This window comes from Faecalibacterium sp. (assembly GCF_052358865.1).
GTDB classification, from domain to species: Bacteria; Bacillota; Clostridia; order Oscillospirales; family Ruminococcaceae; genus Faecalibacterium; species Faecalibacterium butyricigenerans.
The window spans coordinates 24,175-44,596 of record NZ_DAWCVJ010000002.1 but is presented as its reverse complement, the minus strand read 5'-3'; the positions used below and the strand labels follow the sequence as shown (position 1 = coordinate 44,596).

The window sequence follows — 20,422 nt, the reverse complement described above, 5'->3', positions numbered from 1 at the left end:
TCTAAGGATTTGGCTTTTTGAAAACCGTCACCTTGGCAGAGGTGGCGGTTTTACTTTTTGATCCGAATCGTGAACGTAAGTCCAAAGACATGGAACGTCAAAGTAATCGGCATCTTCTCACCTCCTTTCGGAAGTGAGAGACCAAACCGCCTGCCGTATGTACAGTGCCCCGCCGCTTTCCAGCGGCAGCACCAGTGTATCATAAACGCCGACGGAAAACAAGAAAATCCCCCACAAATGTGGGGGATTTTCTCATGTTCGCAATCTTTTACTTACTTCGCCAGCAGCTCCTCCGCCAGCGCATCCATCTGCGCCTCGGCGGCGGGGTTGGAGGCAGAGCGGAGGGTGACGACGGTGTCACAGACCGTGATGTTCTTCATGCCCTCCAGCTCGGCGCGCATGAGCTTTGTGGCCATGGGCGCCCAAGTGCCGTTCTCCATCAGGGCGATGGTGCGGCTCTGGAAGGCCTTGGTCTTGAGGTGGGTCAGCAGGTTCTCCATCGGCGGGAAGAGGAAGCCGTCGTAGGTGGCGCAGGCCAGCACGGTCTTGCCGCAGCGGAAGGCCTCCGTGACGGCGTAGGAGACATCGACCCGGGTCAGGTCGATCTCCACCACCTTCGCCCCCTTGGCCCGGAGCTTGTCGGCCAGAGTGTGGGCGGCGGCGCGGGTGTGGCCGTGGATGGAGGCGCTGGCTACCAGGATCTTCTCCGGCTCCTCGGCCCTGTAGCTGGACCACATATCGTAGTAGTTCAGGTATTTGCTGAGGTCGCCGGTGAGGACAGGGCCGTGCAGCGGGCAGATGGTGGCGATGTCCAGCGCAGCGGCCTTTTTCAGCAGGGCCTGCACCTGCGGGCCGTACTTGCCCACGATGTTCAGGTAGTAGCGGCGGGCCTCGCTGGCCCAGTCGGCCTTCTCGTCGAACTTTGCCACAGCGCCGAAGCGGCCGAAGCCGTCGGCGGAGAAGAGGACCTTCTCGGTGGACTCATAGCTCACCATGACCTCGGGCCAGTGGACCATCGGCGCAAAGACGAAGGTGAGGGTGTGTGCACCCAGCGAGAGGCTCTCGCCGTCCTTCACGACGACGCGGCGCTCCTTGGCGATGGCCTCCGGGCCGAAGAACTGCTCCATATACTGGAAGGTCTTGGCGTTGCCCACCACCTGCATCTCGGGGTAGAGGGCGGCGAGGCGGGCCACATTTGCGCCGTGGTCCGGCTCCATGTGGTGGACGACGAGGTAGGCGGGCTTCTCCCCTGCCAGCGCCTCGGTGACGTTTGCCATCCACTCGTCGGTGGCACGCGCGTCCACCGTGTCGAGGATGGCGGTCTTCTCGTCCCGGATGATATAGGAGTTGTAGCTGACGCCGGTGGGCACCGGGTACTGGCTCTCGAACAGGTCAATGGTGGTATCGTCCACACCCACGCCAAGGATGGCGCTGCTGATATTCTTTACGCTCATAAGCACATTTCCTCTCTGCTGTTTTGTGTATGACATACCGCAGTCGGCAGTATTTTTCAAGAATCTTTCTTAGTATAGCACAGCCTGCCCCCTTCGTCAACTATTTATCAGGCCGGACGGCAGGCCGAGGCTCTACTCCTGTGGAATATAAGACCAAGTGACAATTTAATAATATATCTACGTTATTTTTTTCCACTTGGTCAGTTTGGCCAAGTGATCCCCATTGGCCAAGTGAGTCAGTTGGCCAGCCATGCCCATTTGGCCACCATGGCCAAGTGAGTTTTTGATCGCATCATCGTCAAGAATCAGTCACTTGGTCAGATAATGCGCGGGTCTCGGAGAGCGCACCCGGCAGCTCGTTCATGTCGTCGATCTCGAGGAGGGCGCTGGCGCTGGCCTCGTCGAGGCTCTGGACGCTGCGCAGCTTCCGGCTGATGGCGCGGCTGCGGACGCCGATGAGCTTGTCCAGCTCCTCGTCGGTCTGGCGCAGGCGCTGCTGCATCTTGGTGAGGCCCTGCCCGAACTTGTCGAACTCGGTCTTCACCGCGCCCAGCAGCTGCCACACCTCGCCCGAGCGCTTCTGGATGGCGAGGGTCTTGAAGCCCATCTGTAAGCTGTTCAGCAGGGCCGCCATGGTGCTGGGGCCTGCCACGTTGATCTGATAATCCCGCTGCAAGACCTCCAGCAGCCCGGCGTTCACCACCTCGGCATACAGGCCCTCAAAGGGCAGGAACAGGATGCCGAAGGCCGTGGTATAGGGCGGCTCGACGTACTTTTCCCGGATGTCCTTTGCCTCGCTGCGGATAACCATTTCCAGCGCGTGGCGGGCGTTCTCCACGGCCTGTGCGTCGCCGGAGGCGTAGGCGTCCTGCAGGTGGCCGTAGGTGTCGCCGGGGAACTTGGAGTCGATGGGGAGCCAGACGCTGCCGCCGTCCGCGCCCGGCATCTTGATGGCGTATTCCACCCGCTGGGTGCTGCCCGGGATGGTAGCGACGTTGGTGTCGTACTGCTCGGGGGCCAGAATTTCTTCGAGGATGGCCCCCAGCTGGATCTCGCCGAGGATGCCGCGGGTCTTGACGCCCGAGAGCACCTGCTTCAGGCCGCCCACATCGGCGGCGAGGGACTGCATCTCGCCCAGACCCTTGTACACCTGCTCGAGCTGCTGGTTGACGGCCTTGAAGCTCTCGGTGACCCGCTTCTGCAAGGCGTCCTGAAGCTGCTCGTCCACCGTGTGGCGGATCTCATCCAGCTTGCGGGCGTTCTCGGCCTGAAGCGTCGCCATGCTCTGGGTGACGGCCTGACGCAGCTGCTCCATCTGCTGGGTGTTGGCCTGCTCGAGGCTGCGCAGCCGCTGTTCAAGGATGCGCTGCTGGCTGTCCTGCCCCTGCCCCAGCGTGGTGCTCATCCCCTGCACGGCGGTCTGGAGCGTCTCGCTGACGCTGCGGATGGCGGCGTAGTTCTGCTGGGCCACGGCGTCCTGCCGGGCGCTGAAGTCCTTGGCCTGTGCGGCAAGCTGCTGCTCCAGCCAGCTCTTCAGGGCCTCGTCGTCCTTCGGCTCCTTCAGCAGGCGGCTGGTGCGAGCCAACAGCACCGCCATCATCAGGCAGATGGCGACGAGCAGCAGGGTGTACACGAACGCAAGATATTCCATTTACTTTACTTCCTCAAATCTCAAAACTTCTTTGGTGGTGACCCTTTCCTCCCCGGCAAGGCCCACGCCGTCGGCCTCCATCTCCCCGCTCTGGTTGTCGTAGGGGTCGCTGCGGAAGCCCGTCATCGGCGGGTCGAAGGGGGCCTCGAAGGCGCTGTTGGCCACCATCCGGCCCGTGTCCAGACTGCCGAAATAGTGGCGGCGGAGCATCTCATCGCCCCGGCGCGCCATGGAGGAACCATAGGAGCAGTCGGCGTACATCCAGCCCTTGGGCGCGATGTAGAACCGTGCCCAGTCGTGGCAGCCTGCATCCCCCGGGGCCACCGCAAGGCCGCTCTCCCAGCGGGCCGGGATGCCCGCGATGCGGCAGAGGGTGATGAAGGTGAGGGCCATGATGCCGCAGTCGCCCCGGCGGCTGCGGGCGCAGTTCTCGGCAATGGACTCATGGACGAAATAGGAGGGCTGGAAGTGATACCGGACGTTCAGGGTGACGTAATCGTAGATGCGCTTCGCCTTCTCCGCCGGGCTGGTGACGCCCTCGGTGAGCTGGGCCGCCAGTGCCCGCAGATAGGGCGTAAAGACGATGTGGGGCGCTTCCTCGCCGGTGTAGAAGTCCGGCTGCTCCGGGTCGGGCGTGAAGGAGAGCGGGTCGGCGTAGACCGCCGTTTCGCGGTAGCTGTACTCTGCGCCGAAGGTGCGGTTCTCGGCAAGGTCGGCCTCCCAGTACACGGTGCGCTGGGGCGCGTCCTCGGCGGCGATATGGCTGGGCGTCTCGGTGAAGGCGTCCAGCGTGATATGGCTCTGGGACGGGCAGGCGGCAGGCAGGGCCAGCCACGCCCGGACATGGACGGTGTCCCGGCCCTCGGCTCTCGCCTTTTCCAGCGCGGCGGCGAAGGCCTCATCCGACATCCGGATGCTGGTGCGGAGGGTGATGTCGGCGCTGGCGCTCCCCTCCTGCATCATCTTTTCGCAGAGGCGGTGACGCTCCTCGTTCTTATTGTTGGGGGCGTCCGGGGTCTTTTTCCGGGCGGCGAGGTCGGCGTGGGTGGCCAGCAGGGTCTCGGCGAACCGCTCCTGATACCGCTTTTCTCCCTCCACGAACCGCCAGTCCATCCGGCCCTCCCAGTCGAGGGCGCGGAACTCCTCCGCCGTGAACCCCTTCACCCGCTCCTGCATCCGGGCGATGGCCTCGGCCTCCGTCCAGCAGTATTCCCCGGGCAGACGGCGCATGATCTCCTTCTGGGCGGTCAGCGCCTCCCGCAGGGCGTCCACGCCGTGGGGCGTGGGGTTCTCGGGCGGGACGTATCCCTCCGGCGCAGCGCTGCCGTTGGTGGCGGGGCTGTTCTGGGTCTTGGTCCAGTCCTCGGCCAGCAGCCGGTCGATGCGGGCGATGGCCTCCTTGTAGTATCCGGCTGCCTTCAGCCGGGCGATGTCGTCGGGCAGGCCCACGTTCAGGCTGCGGATGCATTCATTCAAATCGTACATATCCTTTCCCTCTTTTCTTTATTCTTCCGAAACGCTCTTCCAGAATGCGGCGGCGTCGGCCACCCAGCCCTCCGCGTCGGTGCCCACGCCGATGCCGACGCCGTGCTTGGCGTCGTCGTAGACCTGCACCCGGTTGGGCACGCCGTTGTCCCGCAGGGCCTTGGCAAGGGCCGGCCCCTGCAGCGGGTAGACGAAGGCCATGAGCATCTTGTCGTTCCGGCCATACCACAGGAAGGTGGGCGGGTAGTCCGGCGTCACCAGCTTCGAGACCGTGTAGGAGTAGTAGCGCCTTTCCAGCCGGTCGGTGTCCATCAGGAGATGGTAGGCGGGCTTTGCCTCCAGAAAGTTGTTGATGGGGTAGGCCAGCAGCAGTGCGCCGGGCTTCGGGACGCCGTAGCGGCCCCAGCCCTTTTCCTCATTGCCGAAGACGCCCGCGATCTGCCCGCCGGAGGAGTAGCCCAGCAGGGCGTAATCCTCGGTGGAGACGCCGAAGGTGTCTGCGTTCGCCAGCACGAGGCGGATGGCCCGGGCAAGGTCTTCCATCGGGGCGTCGTCCCCGGCCTCGAGGCCGATGCGGTAGCGCAGGGAGAAGACGGCGTACCCCTGCTGGTGCAGCTCCCACGCCGTGGACACGCCGCCCCGCAGCTCGCCGCTGTAGTAGAGCGAGTTGCCCGACAGCACGATGGCGAACTTTGCCCCCGGCTGCTCTGCGGGGCAGTAATACAGCTCCGCGTTGGCACGGGAGGGCATGGCGGCGATCTCCTCCTCCGAATAGAGCGGGTAAGTCACCTGCACCCCGTCGTGGTACGCCTGCGCCAGATAGTTCAGCCCCGCCGCGCAGGCCTCCGCCGATGTGTCGTCCACCACCTCGGCCAGCGTCTCATGGTCCCGGCTGGTGGAGAGCTTTTCGCAGTCCCGCTCCCATACATAGGTATAGGTGTAGAGGCCGCTGGCCCGGATATCGGGGTCGTCGCGGATCTCTTTCATGGTGGTCTGGGGCGTGATGCTGGCCGCAGAGGCCGGGAGAGCGAGGAGGCCGAGCATCAGCGCAGAGGCAGTGAGTCGTTTCCAATCCATCTTCTTGTCTCCTTTTTTTCGGAGCAGCCGAATTGCATTTTGCGGCAAAGAGGTCTATAATAGTTTCTGCCCCGAACGGGTATTTTCTCTATTGTATCACAACCGTGATGATTGTCAAAAAGATTTCTGCCCGGGAGGGGCTTTTTTCCATGCTGACCAATTACCACACCCACACCACCCGCTGCGGCCACGCCGAGGGCACCGAGGAGGAGTACATCCTCACGGCCCTGCGCTGCGGCTATAAGGTGCTGGGCTTTTCCGACCACACCCCATGGGCCTACGCCACGCCCGGCTTCGTCAGCCATATCCGGATGCTGCCCGCCCAGCTGGACGACTATGTCCTGACGCTGCGAAGCCTGCGGGAGAAGTACGCCGACCGGCTCCATCTCCACATCGGCCTCGAGGCCGAGTATTTCCCGGCCTATCTGGGCTGGCTGAAGGAGGAGACCGAGCGGCTGGGCATCGAGTACCTCATCCTCGGCTGTCACTACGACACCACCGACGAGCAGGACGCCAAGGCCCGGCGCTTCGGCGGCAGCGCCTCCCCGGCCCACGGCAGACGGTACGCCGAGCAGGTGGAGCGGGCGCTGGAAACGGGGCTGTACCGGTATCTGGCCCACCCCGACCTCTTTTTGAACCGGATGACGGCCTTCGACGCCGAGGCCGAGAAGGCCTGCCGGGAGGTCTGTGCCGCAGCGGCGCGGCTGGACATCCCCCTCGAGTACAACATGGCGGGCCTGACGCTCCAGCGCCGCCCCGACGGCTCGCTGGGCTACACCCGGGACGAGTTCTGGCGCATCGCGGCGGAGTATCCGGTCAGGGCCATCGTGGGCTGCGACGCCCACGCCCCCTCGGAGCTGGACGTCGTTCCTCTCATCGAGGAGAAGAGGGCCTTTCTGCAGGGGCTTGGCATCCCGGTGCTGGACACCCTGCCGGGGCTGGAGTGAGAAGTCATTGCACAGACGGGCCGCATCTGCTATACTGGGATAAACTGGGATAAGAGGAATGGTGCAGGGCGCATTGGGGCGCTCTGCCGGGGAAAGTATCATGAGCAATATCACTGTCCGGCCGATGACGCCGGAGGACTGGGCCGCTGTGTCCGAGATCTACTTGGAGGGCATCGCCACCGAGCACGCCACCTTCCAGACCACCTGCCCGCCCTACACGGCGTGGGACGCCTTCCACATCAAGGAATGCCGCCTCGTCATTCTGGACGGCGGCGAGCTGGCGGGCTGGGCCGCGCTGCGCCGCATCGACCCCCGCTGGTGCTACCGGGGCGTGGCCGAGGTGAGCATCTACGTCGGCGAGAAGTTCCGGGGCCGGGGCCTCGGCTCCCGGCTGCTGACGGCCCTCTGCGAGGCGTCGGAGCAGGAGGGCTACTGGACGCTCCACTCCACAGTCTTGCAGGACAACACCGCCAGCCTCGGCCTCCACACCAAGTGCGGGTTCCGGGTCGTGGGGCGGCGGGAGCGGATCGCCCGGGACTGTCATGGCCGCTGGCTGGACACCTACCTGATGGAGCGCCGCGCCAGAGCCGATGAGCCTGCGGGATATAAGAAATTATAAGAAAAGAGCTGCTGTATATGACGCACAGCAGCTCTTTTTTGTATGGAACAAGCCCTTTACCACTCATTCTCCCCTGCGTCGGCATCGGCCACGCGGGTACGCTGGAACATACTCTCCAGCACGGCGCAGTATTTGTCGGCCAGACAGACGATGATGGCCTCCCGGCAGGTGGGCACATGGCGGAAGGTCAGGGGCCACATATGGCTCGAGATGATGTTCTGCTCCTTCTTGGTGATGGCGAAGCAGCGCTCCGCGTTGACGCAGGCAGAGCCGGGGTGAGCGAAGCCGTGCATCTCGAACAGACGGCGCAGGCCGTGGAAGGAGCTGCGCTTGTGCCAGTCGTAGAGATAGAAGTCGTGGAGGAAGGCCCCCACGGCCAGCGATGTCTCGTCCGCACCCAGATGGAAGCGGCGGTTGAGCCAGAAGCTCACCAGCACCACGTTCTTGCAGTGCTGGTAGGTGGTCACATCGCCGTGCTGGATAAACTCCCGCATCCGCTGCACCTCGGGGTGCTGGTCGTATCGCATCAGAATGGCGGCAAGGCGCTGGCGCTCCAGATCAGAAAGCTGCATTGAAAAGTTCCCTTTCATAACAAATAAACCTCTCAGTCTCGCTATCGCTCGACAGCTCCCCTACCGAGGGGAGCCTCTGGCGAAGAGGCGAAACTTTGCGCTATGCCAAAGCCTCCCCTCGATAGGGGAGGTGGCATTGCGAAGCAATGACGGAGAGGTTGAACCAATCAAGAGCGAAGCTGCACCGGGTTCGAATTTCCGAAGTTCTCGGCCTCGGTGGGGTTCGAGCGCCGGAGGTTCAGGTCCACGAGGTACTGCTTGCCGTCGCCCAGCTCCTCGAGCTGCGCCAGCTTGGCCTTGGCAGAGGCCTCATCCGGATACCACTGGATGAGGAAGAAATTCTCCGCCTCCACGCCGTAATAGAGCCACTGGCCGTCGGCGCGGAGCAGGTCGTCCAGATGGTCCACCTCGTCGCCGTCGGTCAGGCCGAGGCCCTCTTCGGCGTAGATATTTTCCGGCTCCACCTGCAGCACTTCGATGACCTGAATGGCGCTCTGGAGGTACTCGTCCTGCGAGATGCTCTTGTCGGACAGCTCCCAGCCCGTCAGGAATGCCTGCATCAGCAGGTCTTTGACCGAGATCTTCTTTTCCATGTACGTTTCCTTCTTCCTCGTTTGTTTCCGCTGACCAGTATACCCTTAAATCTTGGGCAGGTCAACCATAAAATTATGAATTTTTTGTAGGAATGTCCAATTCACCGCAGGTCGAACCCGAACGTCCGCCCCAGCCACTCGAGGCAGAGCGTCACCCAGCGGGCGCGGTGCCGGTCGGCGGCGTCCACCTCGGCGGTGCTGATGCTGGTGCCGTGGACCCCCTGCTCAAAGAGATGCGCCTCGCAGGCCACGCCCGCCCGCCGCAGAGCCGAGAGCAGCAGCAGCGTGTTCTCCACCGGGACGGTCCTGTCCTCCATCGTATGCCAGACGAAGACCGGCGGTGTGTCGGGGGTGATCTTATCCTCCAAGCCGAAGGCTCTCTGTGCGGCGGCGTCCTCGCTGCCCGCCAGCTGGACGAAGCTGCCCCGGTGGGCATACTCCCCCGCCGTGATGACCGGGTAGCCCAGAATGACCGCGTCGGGCCGCTGCTGCGCCGTCTCGCCCGGGATGTCCAGCACTGCGCCGGACAGGGCCAGATGCCCGCCCGCCGAGAAGCCGCAGACCGCTATTTTATCCGGCAGGATATGCCATTCCTCCGCGTGCTGCCGCAGCAGCCCCAGCGCCTCGCTGAGCTGGCGGAGAGGCCGGTAGTCCCGCGCCCCTTCCCCCACGCTGTAGGTCAGCACGGCGGTGTGATAGCCCGCCGCCGCGAACTGCAGGGCCACCGGGTCGCCCTCCCGGGGGCTGACGTGGCTGTATCCTCCGCCGGGCACCACCAGCACCAGAGGCCGCTGCTTCACCGTGGGCATGGCGTCCAGCGACGCCCGCAGGCAGACGGTCAGCGTCCCGCCGCCCTCAAGTTCCAGCTGTATCTGCTGCATCGTTCCGTTTTCCTCCTCTTTTATACAGATTACTCCGGCCCATTATACGGCTTCGGCAGGGCAAAGTAAAGCCAAACGCCGCCCCACCGGGAAAGTTTTTTGAACTTTTTATGAAAGCCCTTGATTTTTATCTCCCGCCGGTGTATATTAGCACTCGAAAGTTATGAGTGCTAAGTCCCCGTGAGCAGTCAACCGCTCCGGGTGCTGGCATTGAATCTGATAAAAAGAGGTTTTGTATTATGGCGAAAAAAGAATTTCAGGCCGAAAGCAAAAAGCTGATGGACATGATGATCAACTCCATCTACACCAACAAGGAGATCTTCCTGCGGGAGCTGATTTCCAATGCTTCGGACGCCATCGACAAGCTGTATTATAAGAGCCTGACCGACCCCTCCGTCGGCATGAACAAAGGCGATTTCCGCATCCTGCTCACCCGCGACAAGGACAGCCGCACCCTTACCATCTCCGATAACGGCATCGGCATGACGAAGGAGGAGCTGGAGCAGAACCTCGGCACCATCGCCCACTCCGGCTCCCTCGACTTCAAGAAGGACAACAAGGACGAGAACATCGACATCATCGGCCAGTTCGGCGTCGGCTTCTACTCCGCCTTCATGGTGGCCGACAAGGTGACGGTCATCTCCAAGGCCTACGGCTCCGACGAGGCATGGCAGTGGGAGTCCAGCGGTGCGGACGGCTATGAGCTGGAGCCTGCCCAGAAGGAGACGGCGGGCACCGACATCATCCTCCACATCAAGCCCGACACCGAGACCGACCACTACGACAACTTCCTCGACGAGTATGGCATCGTGGCCATCGTCAAGAAGTACAGCGACTATGTCCGCTACCCCATCCAGATGGAGCGGGAGAAGAGCCGTCAGAAGCCCGAACCCGACCCCAAGCCCGAGGACTACAAGCCCGAGTGGGAGACTTACACCGAGCTGGAGACCCTGAACAGCATGGTACCCATCTGGAAGAAGCAGAAGAGTGAAGTCACCGACGAGGAGTACGCCAGCTTCTATAAGGATAAGTTCAACGACTACGCCGATCCCGCCCGGGTCATCGTCAGCCGCACCGAGGGCACCGCGAACTACAACGCCCTGCTCTTCGTGCCCAGCCACCGCCCCTACGACTTCTACACCAAGGACTACGAGAAGGGTCTGGCCCTCTACGCCTCCGGCGTCCTCATCATGGAGAAGTGCGGCGACCTGCTGCCCGACTACTTCAGTTTCGTCAAGGGCATCGTGGACAGTCAGGACCTGAGCCTGAACATCAGCCGCGAGATGCTGCAGAAGGACAGCCAGCTCAAGCTCATCCACAACGCGCTGGAAAAGAAGATCAAGAACGAGCTGCACGCCATGCTGGCCAACGACCGCGAGAAGTACGAGAGCTTCTGGAAGGAGTTTGGCCGTCAGCTGAAGTTCGGCGCTTACTCCGACTACGGGACGCACGCCGAGCTTCTGCGCGACCTGCTGCTGTTCTGGTCTGCCAAGGAGCAGAAGATGGTCACGCTGCAGGAGTACGTCGAGAAGATGCCCGCCGAGCAGAAGTACATCTACTTTGCCGCAGGCGACTCCACCGACCGTCTGGCCAAGCTGCCCGCCGCCGAGCTGGTCATGGACAAGGGCTATGATGTCCTGCTGCTGACCGAGGATGTGGACGAGTTCTGCCTGCAGATCATGCGCACCTATCCCCGCAAGGATGCCGAGGGCAAGGACGGCACCGTGGAGTTCAAGAATGTCAACAGCGGCGACCTCGGCCTCGAGACCGAGGACGAGAAGAAGGCCGCCGAGGAGGCCAACACCGCCAACAAGGCCCTGTTCGACGCCATGAAGGACGCTCTGGACGGCAAGGTCAAGGAGGTCAAGGTCTCCACCCGCCTGAAAGATCACCCCGTCTGCCTGTCTGCCGACGGCCCGCTGTCCATCGAGATGGAGAAGGTCCTCTCCAAGCAGCCCGGCAGCGAGGGCGTCAAGAGCGACAAAGTTCTGGAGCTGAACGTCAACCACCCCGTCTTTGCTGTGCTGAAAGCCGCACAGGAGGCCGGCGACACCGACAAGCTCAAGAAGTACAGCGCCCTGCTCTACGCACAGGCACAGCTCATCGAGGGCCTGCCCGTGGATGACCCCGCCGCCTATGCCGAGGCCGTGTGCAGCCTGATGCAGTAATGCGTTTCCGGCCGGAGGGCTTTGCTCCCTTGCTCTCCGCCCGACATCATACTCTCTTCCCTTACTATCCTTTCACCGAAGTGCCGCATTCCGCCCTGCCGACGGAACGCGGCCTTTATTTTTTCTCCATATCTTCCCTCCGCCTCCGTCGGGGCACAGCGGGCAGAGGTTTTTGTGCAGTTACACAATGCTTTTTCTGTTTTGAAAAAACTTTTGTCTCAGTTGCATTTTATCCCGGAGCTTCGCTCCGTTCCCCTGTCAGACAGGCCCAGCAGGGCTTTTTTGCAACTTTTCATTCAGATGCAACAATAAGACATGGTTTTTTGGGGGCAAATCCTTTACTATAGGGATAGAAGCGGGTGGTTCCCGCACTACCCAGAAAGTAAAACGTATCTGTCAGGAGGAAGATTCCATGATGAAGTCCATTCCCGTATGGAAGCAGGAGCTGTCCGGCGGCACCCACGCCGCGCGCCTCGCCTCCCTGTATTGCTGCGCACCCGTCGAGACGGCCTCCGAGGCCGCCCGCTACGCCGCCGTGCTGGACGGTCTGGAAAAGACCTTCGGCCCCCACGCCGAGGCCGGTCTTTACAGCGCCCCCGGCCGCACCGAGATCGGCGGCAACCACACCGACCACCAGCATGGCCGTGTGCTGGCCGGCAGCGTGAACATCGACATGATCGCTGCCGCCGCCCCCAACGACAAGGGCCAGCTCCGGGTCCAGAGCGAGGGCTACGACCTGTGCATCATCGACCTCGACGACCTCGAGGCCCGCAAGGAGGAGGAGAACACCACCGCCTCCCTGCTGCGCGGCGAGTGCGCCGCCTTCGCCCAGCGGGGCGCAACGCTCACCGGTCTGGATGTCTACATCTCCTCCAACGTGCCCAAGGGCAGCGGCGTCTCCTCTTCTGCCGCCTTCGAGGTCCTCATCGGCGTCATCCTGAACGACTGCTTCATGGCCGAGAAGGTCTCCCCCATCGTCATCGCCCAGATCGGCCAGTGGGCCGAGAACGTCTACTTCGGCAAGCCCTGCGGCCTGATGGACCAGATGGCCTCCAGCGTGGGCAACATCATCACCATCGACTTTGCCAGCCCCGCCAAGCCGGTCGTCGAGCCGGTGGCCGTAGACTTCTCTAAGGCGGGCCTTGCCCTCTGCATCCTCGACTCCGGCGCAGACCACGCCGACCTGACCGATGAGTACGCCGCCATCCCCGCCGAGTGCCGCGCCGTGGCTGCTGTCTGCGGCGGCGAGGTGCTGCGGGATGTACCCTTCGAGACCTTCCTCGCAAAGCTGCCCGAATGCCGCAGACAGTGCGGCGACCGGGCCGTCCTCCGCGCCTTCCATATCTACGCCGACAACGACCGGGTGGCAAAGCAGGTGGCTGCTCTCCGCGACGACGACTTCGACACCTTCCTCCGCCTCGTGAACGAGTCGGGCCGCAGCAGCTGGGAGTACCTGCAGAACGTCATCCCCGCAGGCTACAAGGAGCATCAGGAGGTGGGCGTCACCATCGCCGCCGCAAAGCATCTGCTGGGCGGCAAGGGTGCAGTCCGCGTCCACGGCGGCGGCTTCGCCGGTACGGTGCAGGCCTTTGTGCCCGTCGAGATGCTGGCCGAGTTCAAGGCCGGCATGGAAGCCATCCTCGGCGAGGGCCGCTGCCACGTCCTCTCCATCCGTCCGGAAGGAGGCGCTGTCCTGTGATCTCCACCGCCATCCAGCAGCTCGTCAACTATGGTCTGGACACCGGGCTTATCCTGCCCGACGACGAGATCTACATCCGCAACCAGCTCCTCATGACCATGCAGCTCGACAGCTTCACCGAGCCGGAGGGTGAGGTCTGCTACGCCGACCTCGAGAGCATCCTGAAGGCACTGGTGGACGATGCCGTGGCCCGGGGCGTCTGCGACGACAGCCCCACGGCCCGCGACCTCTTCGACACCAAGCTCATGGGCGTGCTGACTCCCCGCCCCAGCATCGTGCGGGCCAACTTTGAGGAGCGGTATGAGACGGACGGCCCGCAGGCCGCCACCGACTGGTTCTACCAGTTCAGTCAGGACACCGACTACATCCGCCGCTACCGCATCAAGCGGGACCTCAAGTGGGTCACCAAGACCCCTTACGGCGACCTTGACATCACCATCAACCTCTCGAAGCCCGAAAAGGACCCCAAGGCCATCGCGGCGGCAAAGCTCGCCCCCCAGAGCGCCTACCCCAAGTGCCAGCTCTGCGTGGAGAACGAGGGCTATGCCGGCCGGCTGAACCATCCCGCCCGCGAGAACCACCGCATCATCCCGCTGACCATCAACGACAGCGCGTGGAATTTCCAGTACAGCCCCTATGTCTACTACAATGAGCACTGCATCGTCTTCAACAGCCAGCACACCCCCATGAAGATCGAGCGTGCCACCTTCCGCAAGCTGCTGGACTTCGTGGCCCTCTTCCCCCACTACTTCGTGGGCAGCAATGCCGACCTGCCCATCGTGGGCGGCAGCATCCTGAGCCATGACCACTTTCAGGGAGGCCACTACGAGTTCGCCATGGCCAAAGCCCCCATCGAGAAGGCATGGGTCTTCCCCGGCTTTGAGGACGTGGAGGCTGGCATCGTCCACTGGCCCATGAGCTGCATCCGACTGACCTGCGCCGATGACGAGCGCCTCGTGGAGCTGGCCGACAAGATCCTGACCGCATGGCGGGGCTACACCGACGAGAGCTGCTTTGTCTACGCCGAGACCGACGGCGAGCCGCACAACACCATTACCCCCATCGCCCGGATGCGGGATGGCCGGTTCCAGCTCGATCTGGTGCTGCGCAACAACATCACCACGCCGGAGCATCCGCTGGGCGTTTATCACCCCCACGCAAAGCTCCACCATATCAAAAAAGAAAACATCGGCCTCATCGAGGTCATGGGTCTCGCCGTCCTGCCCAGCCGCCTGAAGGCAGAGATGGCTGATGTGGAGACCGCTCTCGCGGCCCGCACTCCCGCCGCCGAGTACGGCGAGAGCATCCAGAAGCACGCCGAGTGGGCGATGGACATCCTCGCCCGTCACCCGGAGCTGAACGCCGAAAACGTCCACAGCATCGTACAGGACGAGGTCGGCCACGTCTTCGAGCAGGTGCTCGAGGACGCCGGCGTCTACAAGATGGACGAGGCTGGCCGTGCCGCTTTTGTCCGTTTCCTGGAAAGCGTAAAATAATTTGCCCTTCCGACCCGCCGGCTCCTGCCGGCGGGTCTTGCTGATGATCCATGGAGGATACTACCATGCCCTACACTCTGGAAGTTTGCGTGGACAGCACCGCCAGCGCCCTTGCGGCCATGCAGGGCGGTGCCCACCGGCTGGAGCTCTGCGCCGATCTGGTCATCGGCGGCACCACCCCCAGCCTGGCCCTGCTGCAGCAGGTAAAAGCCGAGACCGGCCTGCCGGTGCGGGCCCTGCTGCGGCCCCGCTTTGGGGATTTCTGCTACGACCGCTGGGAGCTGGCCCAGATGGCCCAGTCTGCCGCCCGGCTGGTGGAGGCCGGGGCCGACGGCATCGTTACCGGGGTGCTGACCCCGGAGGGAGATGTGGATGTGGAGGCCCTGCAGCCCATCTATGCCGCCGCCCGGGCGGCGGCCCAAAGAGCAGGCCGCCCGGTGGCCTGCACCCTCCACCGGGCCTTTGACGTCTGCCGGGACCCCTTTGCCGCACTGGAGGCTGCCCGGGCTCTGGGCCTTTCCACCATCCTTACCAGCGGCCAGGCTCCCAGCGCCCCGGAGGGAGCAGCTCTGCTGAAGCGGCTGGTAGAGGCCGCCGGGCCGGAGCTGGAGATCCTTGTGGGGGCCGGTGTGACCCCCGAGAACCTGCCCGCCCTTGCCGCCGCCACCGGGGCCCGGGCCTTCCATCTCTCAGGCAAGCGGGTGCTGGACAGCCGGATGACCTTCCGCCGGGAGGGGGTGCCCATGGGCCTGCCGGGCTTTTCGGAGTTTGCGCTCTGGCAGACCGATGCCGGGGTCATCCGCCGGGCCCGCAGCGCTCTGGACAGCCTGTAACGGGATATAACGCATAAGACCGGGCCGCTGCACAAAAAGCTGTGCAGCGGCCCGGTCTTGCTGTTTTGTTTTTACTGCCGGCCAAGCTGCCAGAACGCCACGGCGCTGGCGGCGGCGACGTTCAGTGAATCGACGCCGTGGGACATGGGGATCTTCACGGTATAGTCGCAGGACGCGATGGTGCTGGCGGCCAGACCGTCGCCCTCGGTACCCAGCACGATGGCAAGCTTCGGCTCTCTGGCCAGCTGCTCGTCGTCGATGCTCACCGAGCGGTCGCTGAGGGCCATCGCCGCCGTCTTGAAGCCGAGGGCGTGGAGGACGTCCATCCCCTTCTCCGGCCAGTCTGCCGGGCTGTCGCCCAGCTGCCCCCAAGGCACCTGAAACACCGTGCCCATGCTGACCCGGACAGCGCGGCGGCAGAGCGGGTCGCAGCAGGAGGGATTGATGAGGACGGCGTCCATGTTCAGCGCCGCCGCCGAGCGAAAGATCGCCCCCACATTGGTGGAGTCCACGATGCCCTCCAGCACCGCCACCCGGCGGGCGTCCCGGCACAGCTCTTCCACCGGGCGGGGCGCGGGACGGCGGAATGCGCAGAGCACGCCCCGGGTCAGCTCAAAGCCGGTCAGCGCCGCCAGCAGCTCCCGATCGGCGGTGTACACCGGCGCATCGCCGCAGCGGCTCAGGATGCCCGCCGCCGGGCCGGTGATCTGTCGGCGCTCCATCAGCAGGGACACCGGCTCATAGCCTGCGTCCAGCGCCCGGTCGATGACCTTCGGGCTTTCGGCGATGAAGATGCCTTTCTCCGGTTCGAGGCGATTGCGCAGCTGGTTCTGGGTCAGCCGGGCATAGGGGTCCAGCTCCGGCGCGTGGAAATCCGTGATCTCGATGATGTTGGGCATACAGACAGCCCCTCCTTCTCCTGCAAATGCTGTTTTCTGTGTATTATACCATGAACGCAGTGAAATGGTATAATTGCGCATTCAAAGCCGGTTGCCACGCAGCTCCGCAGGAGCAAGCGGCGAGGCGCTGCGCATAAAACTATAATATCGCGTTAGCGATATTATACCACAGTCTGCGCCGCATTGCAAAGCATCGTGCATCCTGCGATACCCGCCCGGAATCGTCATTATTGATAAAAAATATCCCACAGTTTTTGACAAAACGCCAATTTTGCGTTATAGTATGGCATGGAGTTATTCTGGATATAAGGAGGAAGCTTTTATGCCATCTCTCAAACATCACGGACAGATGTCCGAAGCCTTCATCACCGCCCTTTTTCTCTCCGTCTCGGGCGGTCTGCAGGACGTTTATACTTATCTCTTCCGCGGCAAGGTCTTTGCCAACGCCCAGACCGGCAACATCGTGCTGATGTCGGTCCATGCCTTTGCGGGCGAGTGGGGCGAGGCCCTGCGGTATCTGATCCCCCTGTGCGCCTTCGCGCTGGGCATCTTCGCCGCCGAGTTCATCCGCCTCAAGCTGAGGGAGATGCAGTGGCTCCACTGGCGTCAGCTGGTGGTGCTGTTCGAGATCCTGCTGCTCTTCGTCGTGGGCTTTCTGCCGCAGGAGCTGAACCTGCTGGCCAATTCCATCGTCTCCTTCTCCTGCGCGATGCAGGTGCAGGCCTTCCGCAAGGTGAACGGCTACGCCTTCGCCAGCACCATGTGCATCGGCAACCTGCGCAGCGGCATGGACTCTCTCTGTGCGTGGCTGGTGGGCGGCAACGCCAAGGCCTTCGGCAAGGCGGTGCACTACTTTGCCATCATCTTCCTGTTCGCGCTGGGTGCAGGCATCGGCAGCGTGGCCCTGCTCCCCATGGCAGGCCGGGCCATCTGGCTGTCCTGCCTGCTGCTGGGCGTGAGCTTCTGCCTCATGTTCCTCAAGGAGGACATCGAGGAGCTGGAGCAGCTGGAACAGATGGAAGCCCACAAAAAATAATTGCGCCGGGGCCCCTCGTATGCTATACTATAAAGTGTTTGTGTGACTCTCCGGCCTGCCGCACCACCGGGGTGCCGGAGTTGAAGTTGTAAAAACAGGAAGAGGAGCATTCCATGAAAATAGGCTTTGACAACGCGAAATATCTTCAGATGCAGTCCCAGCACATCCGGGAGCGCATCGCACAGTTCGACAACAAGCTCTACCTCGAGTTTGGCGGCAAGCTGTTCGACGACTACCACGCCTCCCGCGTGCTGCCGGGCTTTGAGCCGGACTCCAAGCTGCAGATGCTGCTGCAGCTCAAGGAGCAGGCCGAGATCGTCATCGTCATCAGCGCACAGGACATCATCAGCAGCAAGGTGCGCGGCGACTACGGCATCACCTACGACCTCGACGTCCTCCGCCTCATCGACGCTTTTCAGGGCATGGGCCTGTTCGTGGGCAGCGTCTGCGTGACCATGTACACCGCCGCCCCCGAAGTCGAAGCCTTTGAGCACAAGCTGAACAGCGCGGGCGTGCGCACCTTCCGCCACTACAAGATCCCGGGCTACCCCAACGATGTGGCCCGCATCGTCAGCGACGAGGGCTACGGCAAGAACGACTACATCGAGACTCAGCGCCCCCTCGTCGTCATCACAGCCCCCGGCCCCGGCAGCGGTAAGATGGCCACCTGCCTGTCCCAGCTCTACCATGAGCACAAGCGGGGCATCAAGGCGGGCTACGCCAAGTTCGAGACCTTCCCCATCTGGAACCTGCCCCTCAAGCACCCGGTCAACCTCGCCTATGAGGCCGCTACCGCCGACCTGAACGACGTGAACATGATCGACCCCTTCCATCTGGAGGCCTACGGCGTCACCACCGTCAACTACAACCGCGACATCGAGATCTTCCCGGTGGTCAATGCGATGTTCGAGCTGATCGCAGGCAAAAGCCCCTACAAGTCCCCCACCGACATGGGCGTGAACATGGCAGGCAACTGCATCGTGGACGACGAGGTCTGCCGCGAGGCATCCCGCAACGAGATCATCCGCCGCTACTTCAAGGCCCTCTGCGACCAGAAGACCGGCAAGAACGTGGACGGCGAGCTGTTCAAGCTGGAGCTGCTGCTGAATCAGGCCGGTCTGGCCGTCGGCGAGCGCCCGGTGGAAAAGCAGGCCCATGCCGTGGCGGAGCGCACCGACGGCGCGCCCGCCGCCGCCATCGAGCTGCCGGACGGCACCGTCGTCACCGGCAAGACCGGCCCCCTGCTGGGCGCGGCCTCCTCTGCCCTCCTGAACGCCCTCAAGAAGCTGGCCGGCATCGATCAGGAGATCGACCTCGTCTCCGCCCGTGCCATCGAGCCGATCCAGACCCTCAAGACCAACTACCTCGGCAGCCGCAACCCCCGCCTGCACACCGATGAGATCCTCATCGCGCTGTCCAGCTCTGCCGCCGAGAATGAGACTGCCGCCATCGCGCTGCAGCAGCTCTCCAAGCTCAAGGGCTGCGATATGCACTCCACCGTCATCCTGTCCAGCGTGGACACCGACACCCTCAAGCGTCTGGGGATGTACCTCACCTGCGAGCCTGCCTATGAGCAGGAGGACCGCAAGTACCACAAGCTGTAAGCGCCTCTGCGCATGACAAAAGCCGCTTTGTACTGTTTTTCGCAGTACAGAGCGGCTCTTTCTTTTGCTCGGGACGCTTTTTAGACGTGGGAGAGGCTGGGCGCACCGCCCGCGATCTCCTCAGCCGTCAGGGGCTTCGGCGCAGCGGGGGCGGTCAGACGCTCCTTTGCCACCGCCAGCATCAGCTTGATGCGGTTCTCCTGATTGACCTTGGTGGCGCTGGGGTCGTAGTCGATGGGGGTGATGTTGGCGCTGGGGTACAGGGCGCGGATCTTATTCACCATGCCCTTGCCCACGATGTGGTTCGGCAGGCAGCCGAAGGGCTGGGCGCAGACGATATTGCCGTAGCCGCCCTGCACCAGCTCGATCATCTCGGCGGTCAGCAGCCAGCCCTCGCCCATCTTCGCGCCCAGAGAGATGACCCCCTCGGGCTTTTCCACCAGCTCCTTGAAGGGTCCGGGGGCGTAGAATCCGGCCTCCGATTCCGCTTTGAGCATGGAGCGCTCCACGCTGTCCAGCCAGTTGAGCAGCTGGTCGGTGCCCATCTTCATGGCCAGCTTGCCGCCGTAGAGGACGTGATCCTCGCCCATGTTGAAGATGCAGTACTGCACAAAGCCCATCAGGCCCGGGAAGTTGACCTCGCAGTCCTGACTTTCGAGGAACTTCTGCAAATCGTTGTTGCCCAGCGGGCTGTACTTGACGTAGATCTCGCCCACGACGCCCACCTTGACCTTCGGCACGCGGGTAACGGGGATGGAGGCGAAGTCCTTGGCGATGAGGGGGAAGGTGTGCTTCATTTCACGGGAGGTGAAGCCCTTGCCCGCCAGCAGCACCCGGCCCAGACGCTCCACCCAGAGGTCTACCATCCTGTCGGCAGCGCCCTTCTCGTTCTCGTAGGGGGCCACCTGATTGCGGAGGGCGCAGAGCATATCGCCGTAGAAGACGCTGGCGATGGCACGGCGGGCCAGCGGCAGGGTCATCTGGAAGCCGCTGTCCTTCTCGAGGCCCGAGAAGTTGAGGCTGGCCACCGGGATATTGGGGTGGCCTGCCTTGACCAGCGCCTTGCGGAGCAGATGGATGTAGTTGGAGGCACGGCAGCCGCCGCCCGTCTGGGTGATGAGCAGGGCCGTATGCTCGAGGTCATATTTGCCGCTGTTCAGCGCATCGAGGAACTGGCCGATGACCAGCAGCGCCGGATAGCAGGTGTCGTTGTGGACGTATTTCAGGCCCAGCTGCGCCACAGCGCTGCCGCAGTTGCCCAGTATCTCGCACTTGTAGCCGTCGTAGCGCAGGGCGTATCCCAGCAGACGGAACTGGGTAATGGCCATGTTGGGGATGAGGATGGTGTGGGTCTTCTTCATCTCCGGGGTGAATTTAGGGTAATTGTATTCCATAGGTTCCTCCTATG

The 20,422-nt window shown here is 63.0% G+C and carries 17 protein-coding genes; 8 read left to right on the top strand and 9 right to left on the bottom strand.

From position 1 onward, the window contains the following. Positions 1-272: 272 nt before the first annotated feature. The 4 genes from ACT8X9_RS00730 to ACT8X9_RS00715 all read right to left on the bottom strand — a co-directional run bounded on the left by ACT8X9_RS00730 (position 273) and on the right by ACT8X9_RS00715 (position 5,667). The gene (locus tag ACT8X9_RS00730) at positions 273-1,454 is read right to left on the bottom strand and encodes an FprA family A-type flavoprotein (protein WP_444267793.1); all 1,182 of its coding nucleotides are present in this window, start codon (positions 1,452-1,454) and stop codon (positions 273-275) included. A gap of 298 nt (positions 1,455-1,752) precedes the next feature. Then, positions 1,753-3,105 (bottom strand): DNA recombination protein RmuC, encoded by a 1,353-nt coding sequence (gene rmuC, locus ACT8X9_RS00725; protein WP_444267792.1) that lies wholly within the window; start codon positions 3,103-3,105, stop codon positions 1,753-1,755. Beyond that, entirely contained in the window at positions 3,106-4,590 is a 1,485-nt protein-coding gene (locus tag ACT8X9_RS00720) for a transglutaminase-like domain-containing protein (protein ID WP_444267791.1), read from the bottom strand. Between the two features lie 18 nt (positions 4,591-4,608). After that, complete coding sequence (locus ACT8X9_RS00715) at positions 4,609-5,667, bottom strand: alpha/beta hydrolase (RefSeq protein ID WP_444267790.1); 1,059 nt, start codon at positions 5,665-5,667, stop codon at positions 4,609-4,611. A gap of 149 nt (positions 5,668-5,816) precedes the next feature. Here ACT8X9_RS00715 and ACT8X9_RS00710 point away from each other — a divergent pair, with 149 nt between their 5' ends. Together ACT8X9_RS00710 and ACT8X9_RS00705 are read left to right on the top strand one after the other, a co-directional pair. Then, a complete protein-coding gene (locus tag ACT8X9_RS00710; protein WP_444267789.1) occupies positions 5,817-6,614 on the top strand; it encodes a histidinol-phosphatase in 798 nt (265 codons plus the stop codon). Positions 6,615-6,714: 100 nt separating this feature from the next. Next, the gene (locus tag ACT8X9_RS00705) at positions 6,715-7,233 is read left to right on the top strand and encodes a GNAT family N-acetyltransferase (RefSeq protein ID WP_227620051.1); all 519 of its coding nucleotides are present in this window, start codon (positions 6,715-6,717) and stop codon (positions 7,231-7,233) included. A gap of 56 nt (positions 7,234-7,289) precedes the next feature. On the opposite strand, the gene ACT8X9_RS00700 is transcribed toward ACT8X9_RS00705, so the two are convergent. From ACT8X9_RS00700 to ACT8X9_RS00690, 3 genes are all read right to left on the bottom strand, one after another. Beyond that, complete coding sequence (locus ACT8X9_RS00700; protein ID WP_227620052.1) at positions 7,290-7,805, bottom strand: HD domain-containing protein; 516 nt, start codon at positions 7,803-7,805, stop codon at positions 7,290-7,292. Between the two features lie 167 nt (positions 7,806-7,972). Continuing rightward, positions 7,973-8,398 carry a hypothetical protein gene (locus ACT8X9_RS00695; protein ID WP_249234497.1) on the bottom strand — a complete coding sequence of 142 codons (426 nt, stop codon included), beginning with the start codon at positions 8,396-8,398 and terminating at the stop codon, positions 7,973-7,975. Positions 8,399-8,499: 101 nt separating this feature from the next. Further along, positions 8,500-9,279, bottom strand: a complete 780-nt coding sequence (locus ACT8X9_RS00690) for an alpha/beta hydrolase (protein ID WP_444267788.1) — start codon at positions 9,277-9,279, stop codon at positions 8,500-8,502. Between the two features lie 239 nt (positions 9,280-9,518). Between ACT8X9_RS00690 and htpG the strand changes: the two genes are divergently transcribed. The 4 genes from htpG to ACT8X9_RS00670 all read left to right on the top strand — a co-directional run bounded on the left by htpG (position 9,519) and on the right by ACT8X9_RS00670 (position 15,475). Then, on the top strand, positions 9,519-11,447 hold the full coding sequence (gene htpG, locus ACT8X9_RS00685; protein WP_444267787.1) for a molecular chaperone HtpG: 1,929 nt from the start codon (positions 9,519-9,521) through the stop codon (positions 11,445-11,447). A gap of 412 nt (positions 11,448-11,859) precedes the next feature. Then, a complete protein-coding gene (locus tag ACT8X9_RS00680; protein ID WP_444267786.1) occupies positions 11,860-13,146 on the top strand; it encodes a galactokinase in 1,287 nt (428 codons plus the stop codon). Then, the gene (gene galT, locus ACT8X9_RS00675) at positions 13,143-14,642 is read left to right on the top strand and encodes a UDP-glucose--hexose-1-phosphate uridylyltransferase (protein ID WP_444267785.1); all 1,500 of its coding nucleotides are present in this window, start codon (positions 13,143-13,145) and stop codon (positions 14,640-14,642) included. The genes ACT8X9_RS00680 and galT overlap by 4 nt, the downstream gene beginning before the upstream one ends. 65 nt (positions 14,643-14,707) lie before the next feature. After that, positions 14,708-15,475, top strand: a complete 768-nt coding sequence (locus tag ACT8X9_RS00670) for a copper homeostasis protein CutC (RefSeq protein WP_412589765.1) — start codon at positions 14,708-14,710, stop codon at positions 15,473-15,475. Between the two features lie 71 nt (positions 15,476-15,546). Here the strand turns inward: ACT8X9_RS00670 and ACT8X9_RS00665 are convergent, their stop codons facing one another. Next, the gene (locus ACT8X9_RS00665; RefSeq protein ID WP_444267784.1) at positions 15,547-16,374 is read right to left on the bottom strand and encodes a TrmH family RNA methyltransferase; all 828 of its coding nucleotides are present in this window, start codon (positions 16,372-16,374) and stop codon (positions 15,547-15,549) included. Positions 16,375-16,696: 322 nt separating this feature from the next. Here ACT8X9_RS00665 and ACT8X9_RS00660 point away from each other — a divergent pair, with 322 nt between their 5' ends. Together ACT8X9_RS00660 and ACT8X9_RS00655 are read left to right on the top strand one after the other, a co-directional pair. Beyond that, entirely contained in the window at positions 16,697-17,410 is a 714-nt protein-coding gene (locus ACT8X9_RS00660) for a YoaK family protein (protein ID WP_444267783.1), read from the top strand. Between the two features lie 113 nt (positions 17,411-17,523). Then, positions 17,524-19,014, top strand: a complete 1,491-nt coding sequence (locus tag ACT8X9_RS00655; protein ID WP_444267782.1) for a DUF1846 domain-containing protein — start codon at positions 17,524-17,526, stop codon at positions 19,012-19,014. 80 nt (positions 19,015-19,094) lie between these two features. On the opposite strand, the gene ACT8X9_RS00650 is transcribed toward ACT8X9_RS00655, so the two are convergent. Further along, positions 19,095-20,408: a 2-hydroxyglutaryl-CoA dehydratase gene (locus tag ACT8X9_RS00650; protein ID WP_444267781.1), complete on the bottom strand. Its 1,314-nt coding sequence runs from the start codon at positions 20,406-20,408 to the stop codon at positions 19,095-19,097. Positions 20,409-20,422 lie beyond the last annotated feature (14 nt).

What these genes read in the sequence shown, in the direction of transcription:
- ACT8X9_RS00730 (WP_444267793.1), bottom strand. Translation starts at nt 1,454, where the DNA reads ATGAGCGTAAAGAATATCAGCAGCGCCATCCTTGGCGTGGGTGTGGAC.
- rmuC (WP_444267792.1), bottom strand. Translation starts at nt 3,105, where the DNA reads ATGGAATATCTTGCGTTCGTGTACACCCTGCTGCTCGTCGCCATCTGC.
- ACT8X9_RS00720 (WP_444267791.1), bottom strand. Translation starts at nt 4,590, where the DNA reads ATGTACGATTTGAATGAATGCATCCGCAGCCTGAACGTGGGCCTGCCC.
- ACT8X9_RS00715 (WP_444267790.1), bottom strand. Translation starts at nt 5,667, where the DNA reads ATGGATTGGAAACGACTCACTGCCTCTGCGCTGATGCTCGGCCTCCTC.
- ACT8X9_RS00710 (WP_444267789.1), top strand. Translation starts at nt 5,817, where the DNA reads ATGCTGACCAATTACCACACCCACACCACCCGCTGCGGCCACGCCGAG.
- ACT8X9_RS00705 (WP_227620051.1), top strand. Translation starts at nt 6,715, where the DNA reads ATGAGCAATATCACTGTCCGGCCGATGACGCCGGAGGACTGGGCCGCT.
- ACT8X9_RS00700 (WP_227620052.1), bottom strand. Translation starts at nt 7,805, where the DNA reads ATGCAGCTTTCTGATCTGGAGCGCCAGCGCCTTGCCGCCATTCTGATG.
- ACT8X9_RS00695 (WP_249234497.1), bottom strand. Translation starts at nt 8,398, where the DNA reads ATGGAAAAGAAGATCTCGGTCAAAGACCTGCTGATGCAGGCATTCCTG.
- ACT8X9_RS00690 (WP_444267788.1), bottom strand. Translation starts at nt 9,279, where the DNA reads ATGCAGCAGATACAGCTGGAACTTGAGGGCGGCGGGACGCTGACCGTC.
- htpG (WP_444267787.1), top strand. Translation starts at nt 9,519, where the DNA reads ATGGCGAAAAAAGAATTTCAGGCCGAAAGCAAAAAGCTGATGGACATG.
- ACT8X9_RS00680 (WP_444267786.1), top strand. Translation starts at nt 11,860, where the DNA reads ATGATGAAGTCCATTCCCGTATGGAAGCAGGAGCTGTCCGGCGGCACC.
- ACT8X9_RS00670 (WP_412589765.1), top strand. Translation starts at nt 14,708, where the DNA reads ATGCCCTACACTCTGGAAGTTTGCGTGGACAGCACCGCCAGCGCCCTT.
- ACT8X9_RS00665 (WP_444267784.1), bottom strand. Translation starts at nt 16,374, where the DNA reads ATGCCCAACATCATCGAGATCACGGATTTCCACGCGCCGGAGCTGGAC.
- ACT8X9_RS00660 (WP_444267783.1), top strand. Translation starts at nt 16,697, where the DNA reads ATGCCATCTCTCAAACATCACGGACAGATGTCCGAAGCCTTCATCACC.
- ACT8X9_RS00655 (WP_444267782.1), top strand. Translation starts at nt 17,524, where the DNA reads ATGAAAATAGGCTTTGACAACGCGAAATATCTTCAGATGCAGTCCCAG.
- ACT8X9_RS00650 (WP_444267781.1), bottom strand. Translation starts at nt 20,408, where the DNA reads ATGGAATACAATTACCCTAAATTCACCCCGGAGATGAAGAAGACCCAC.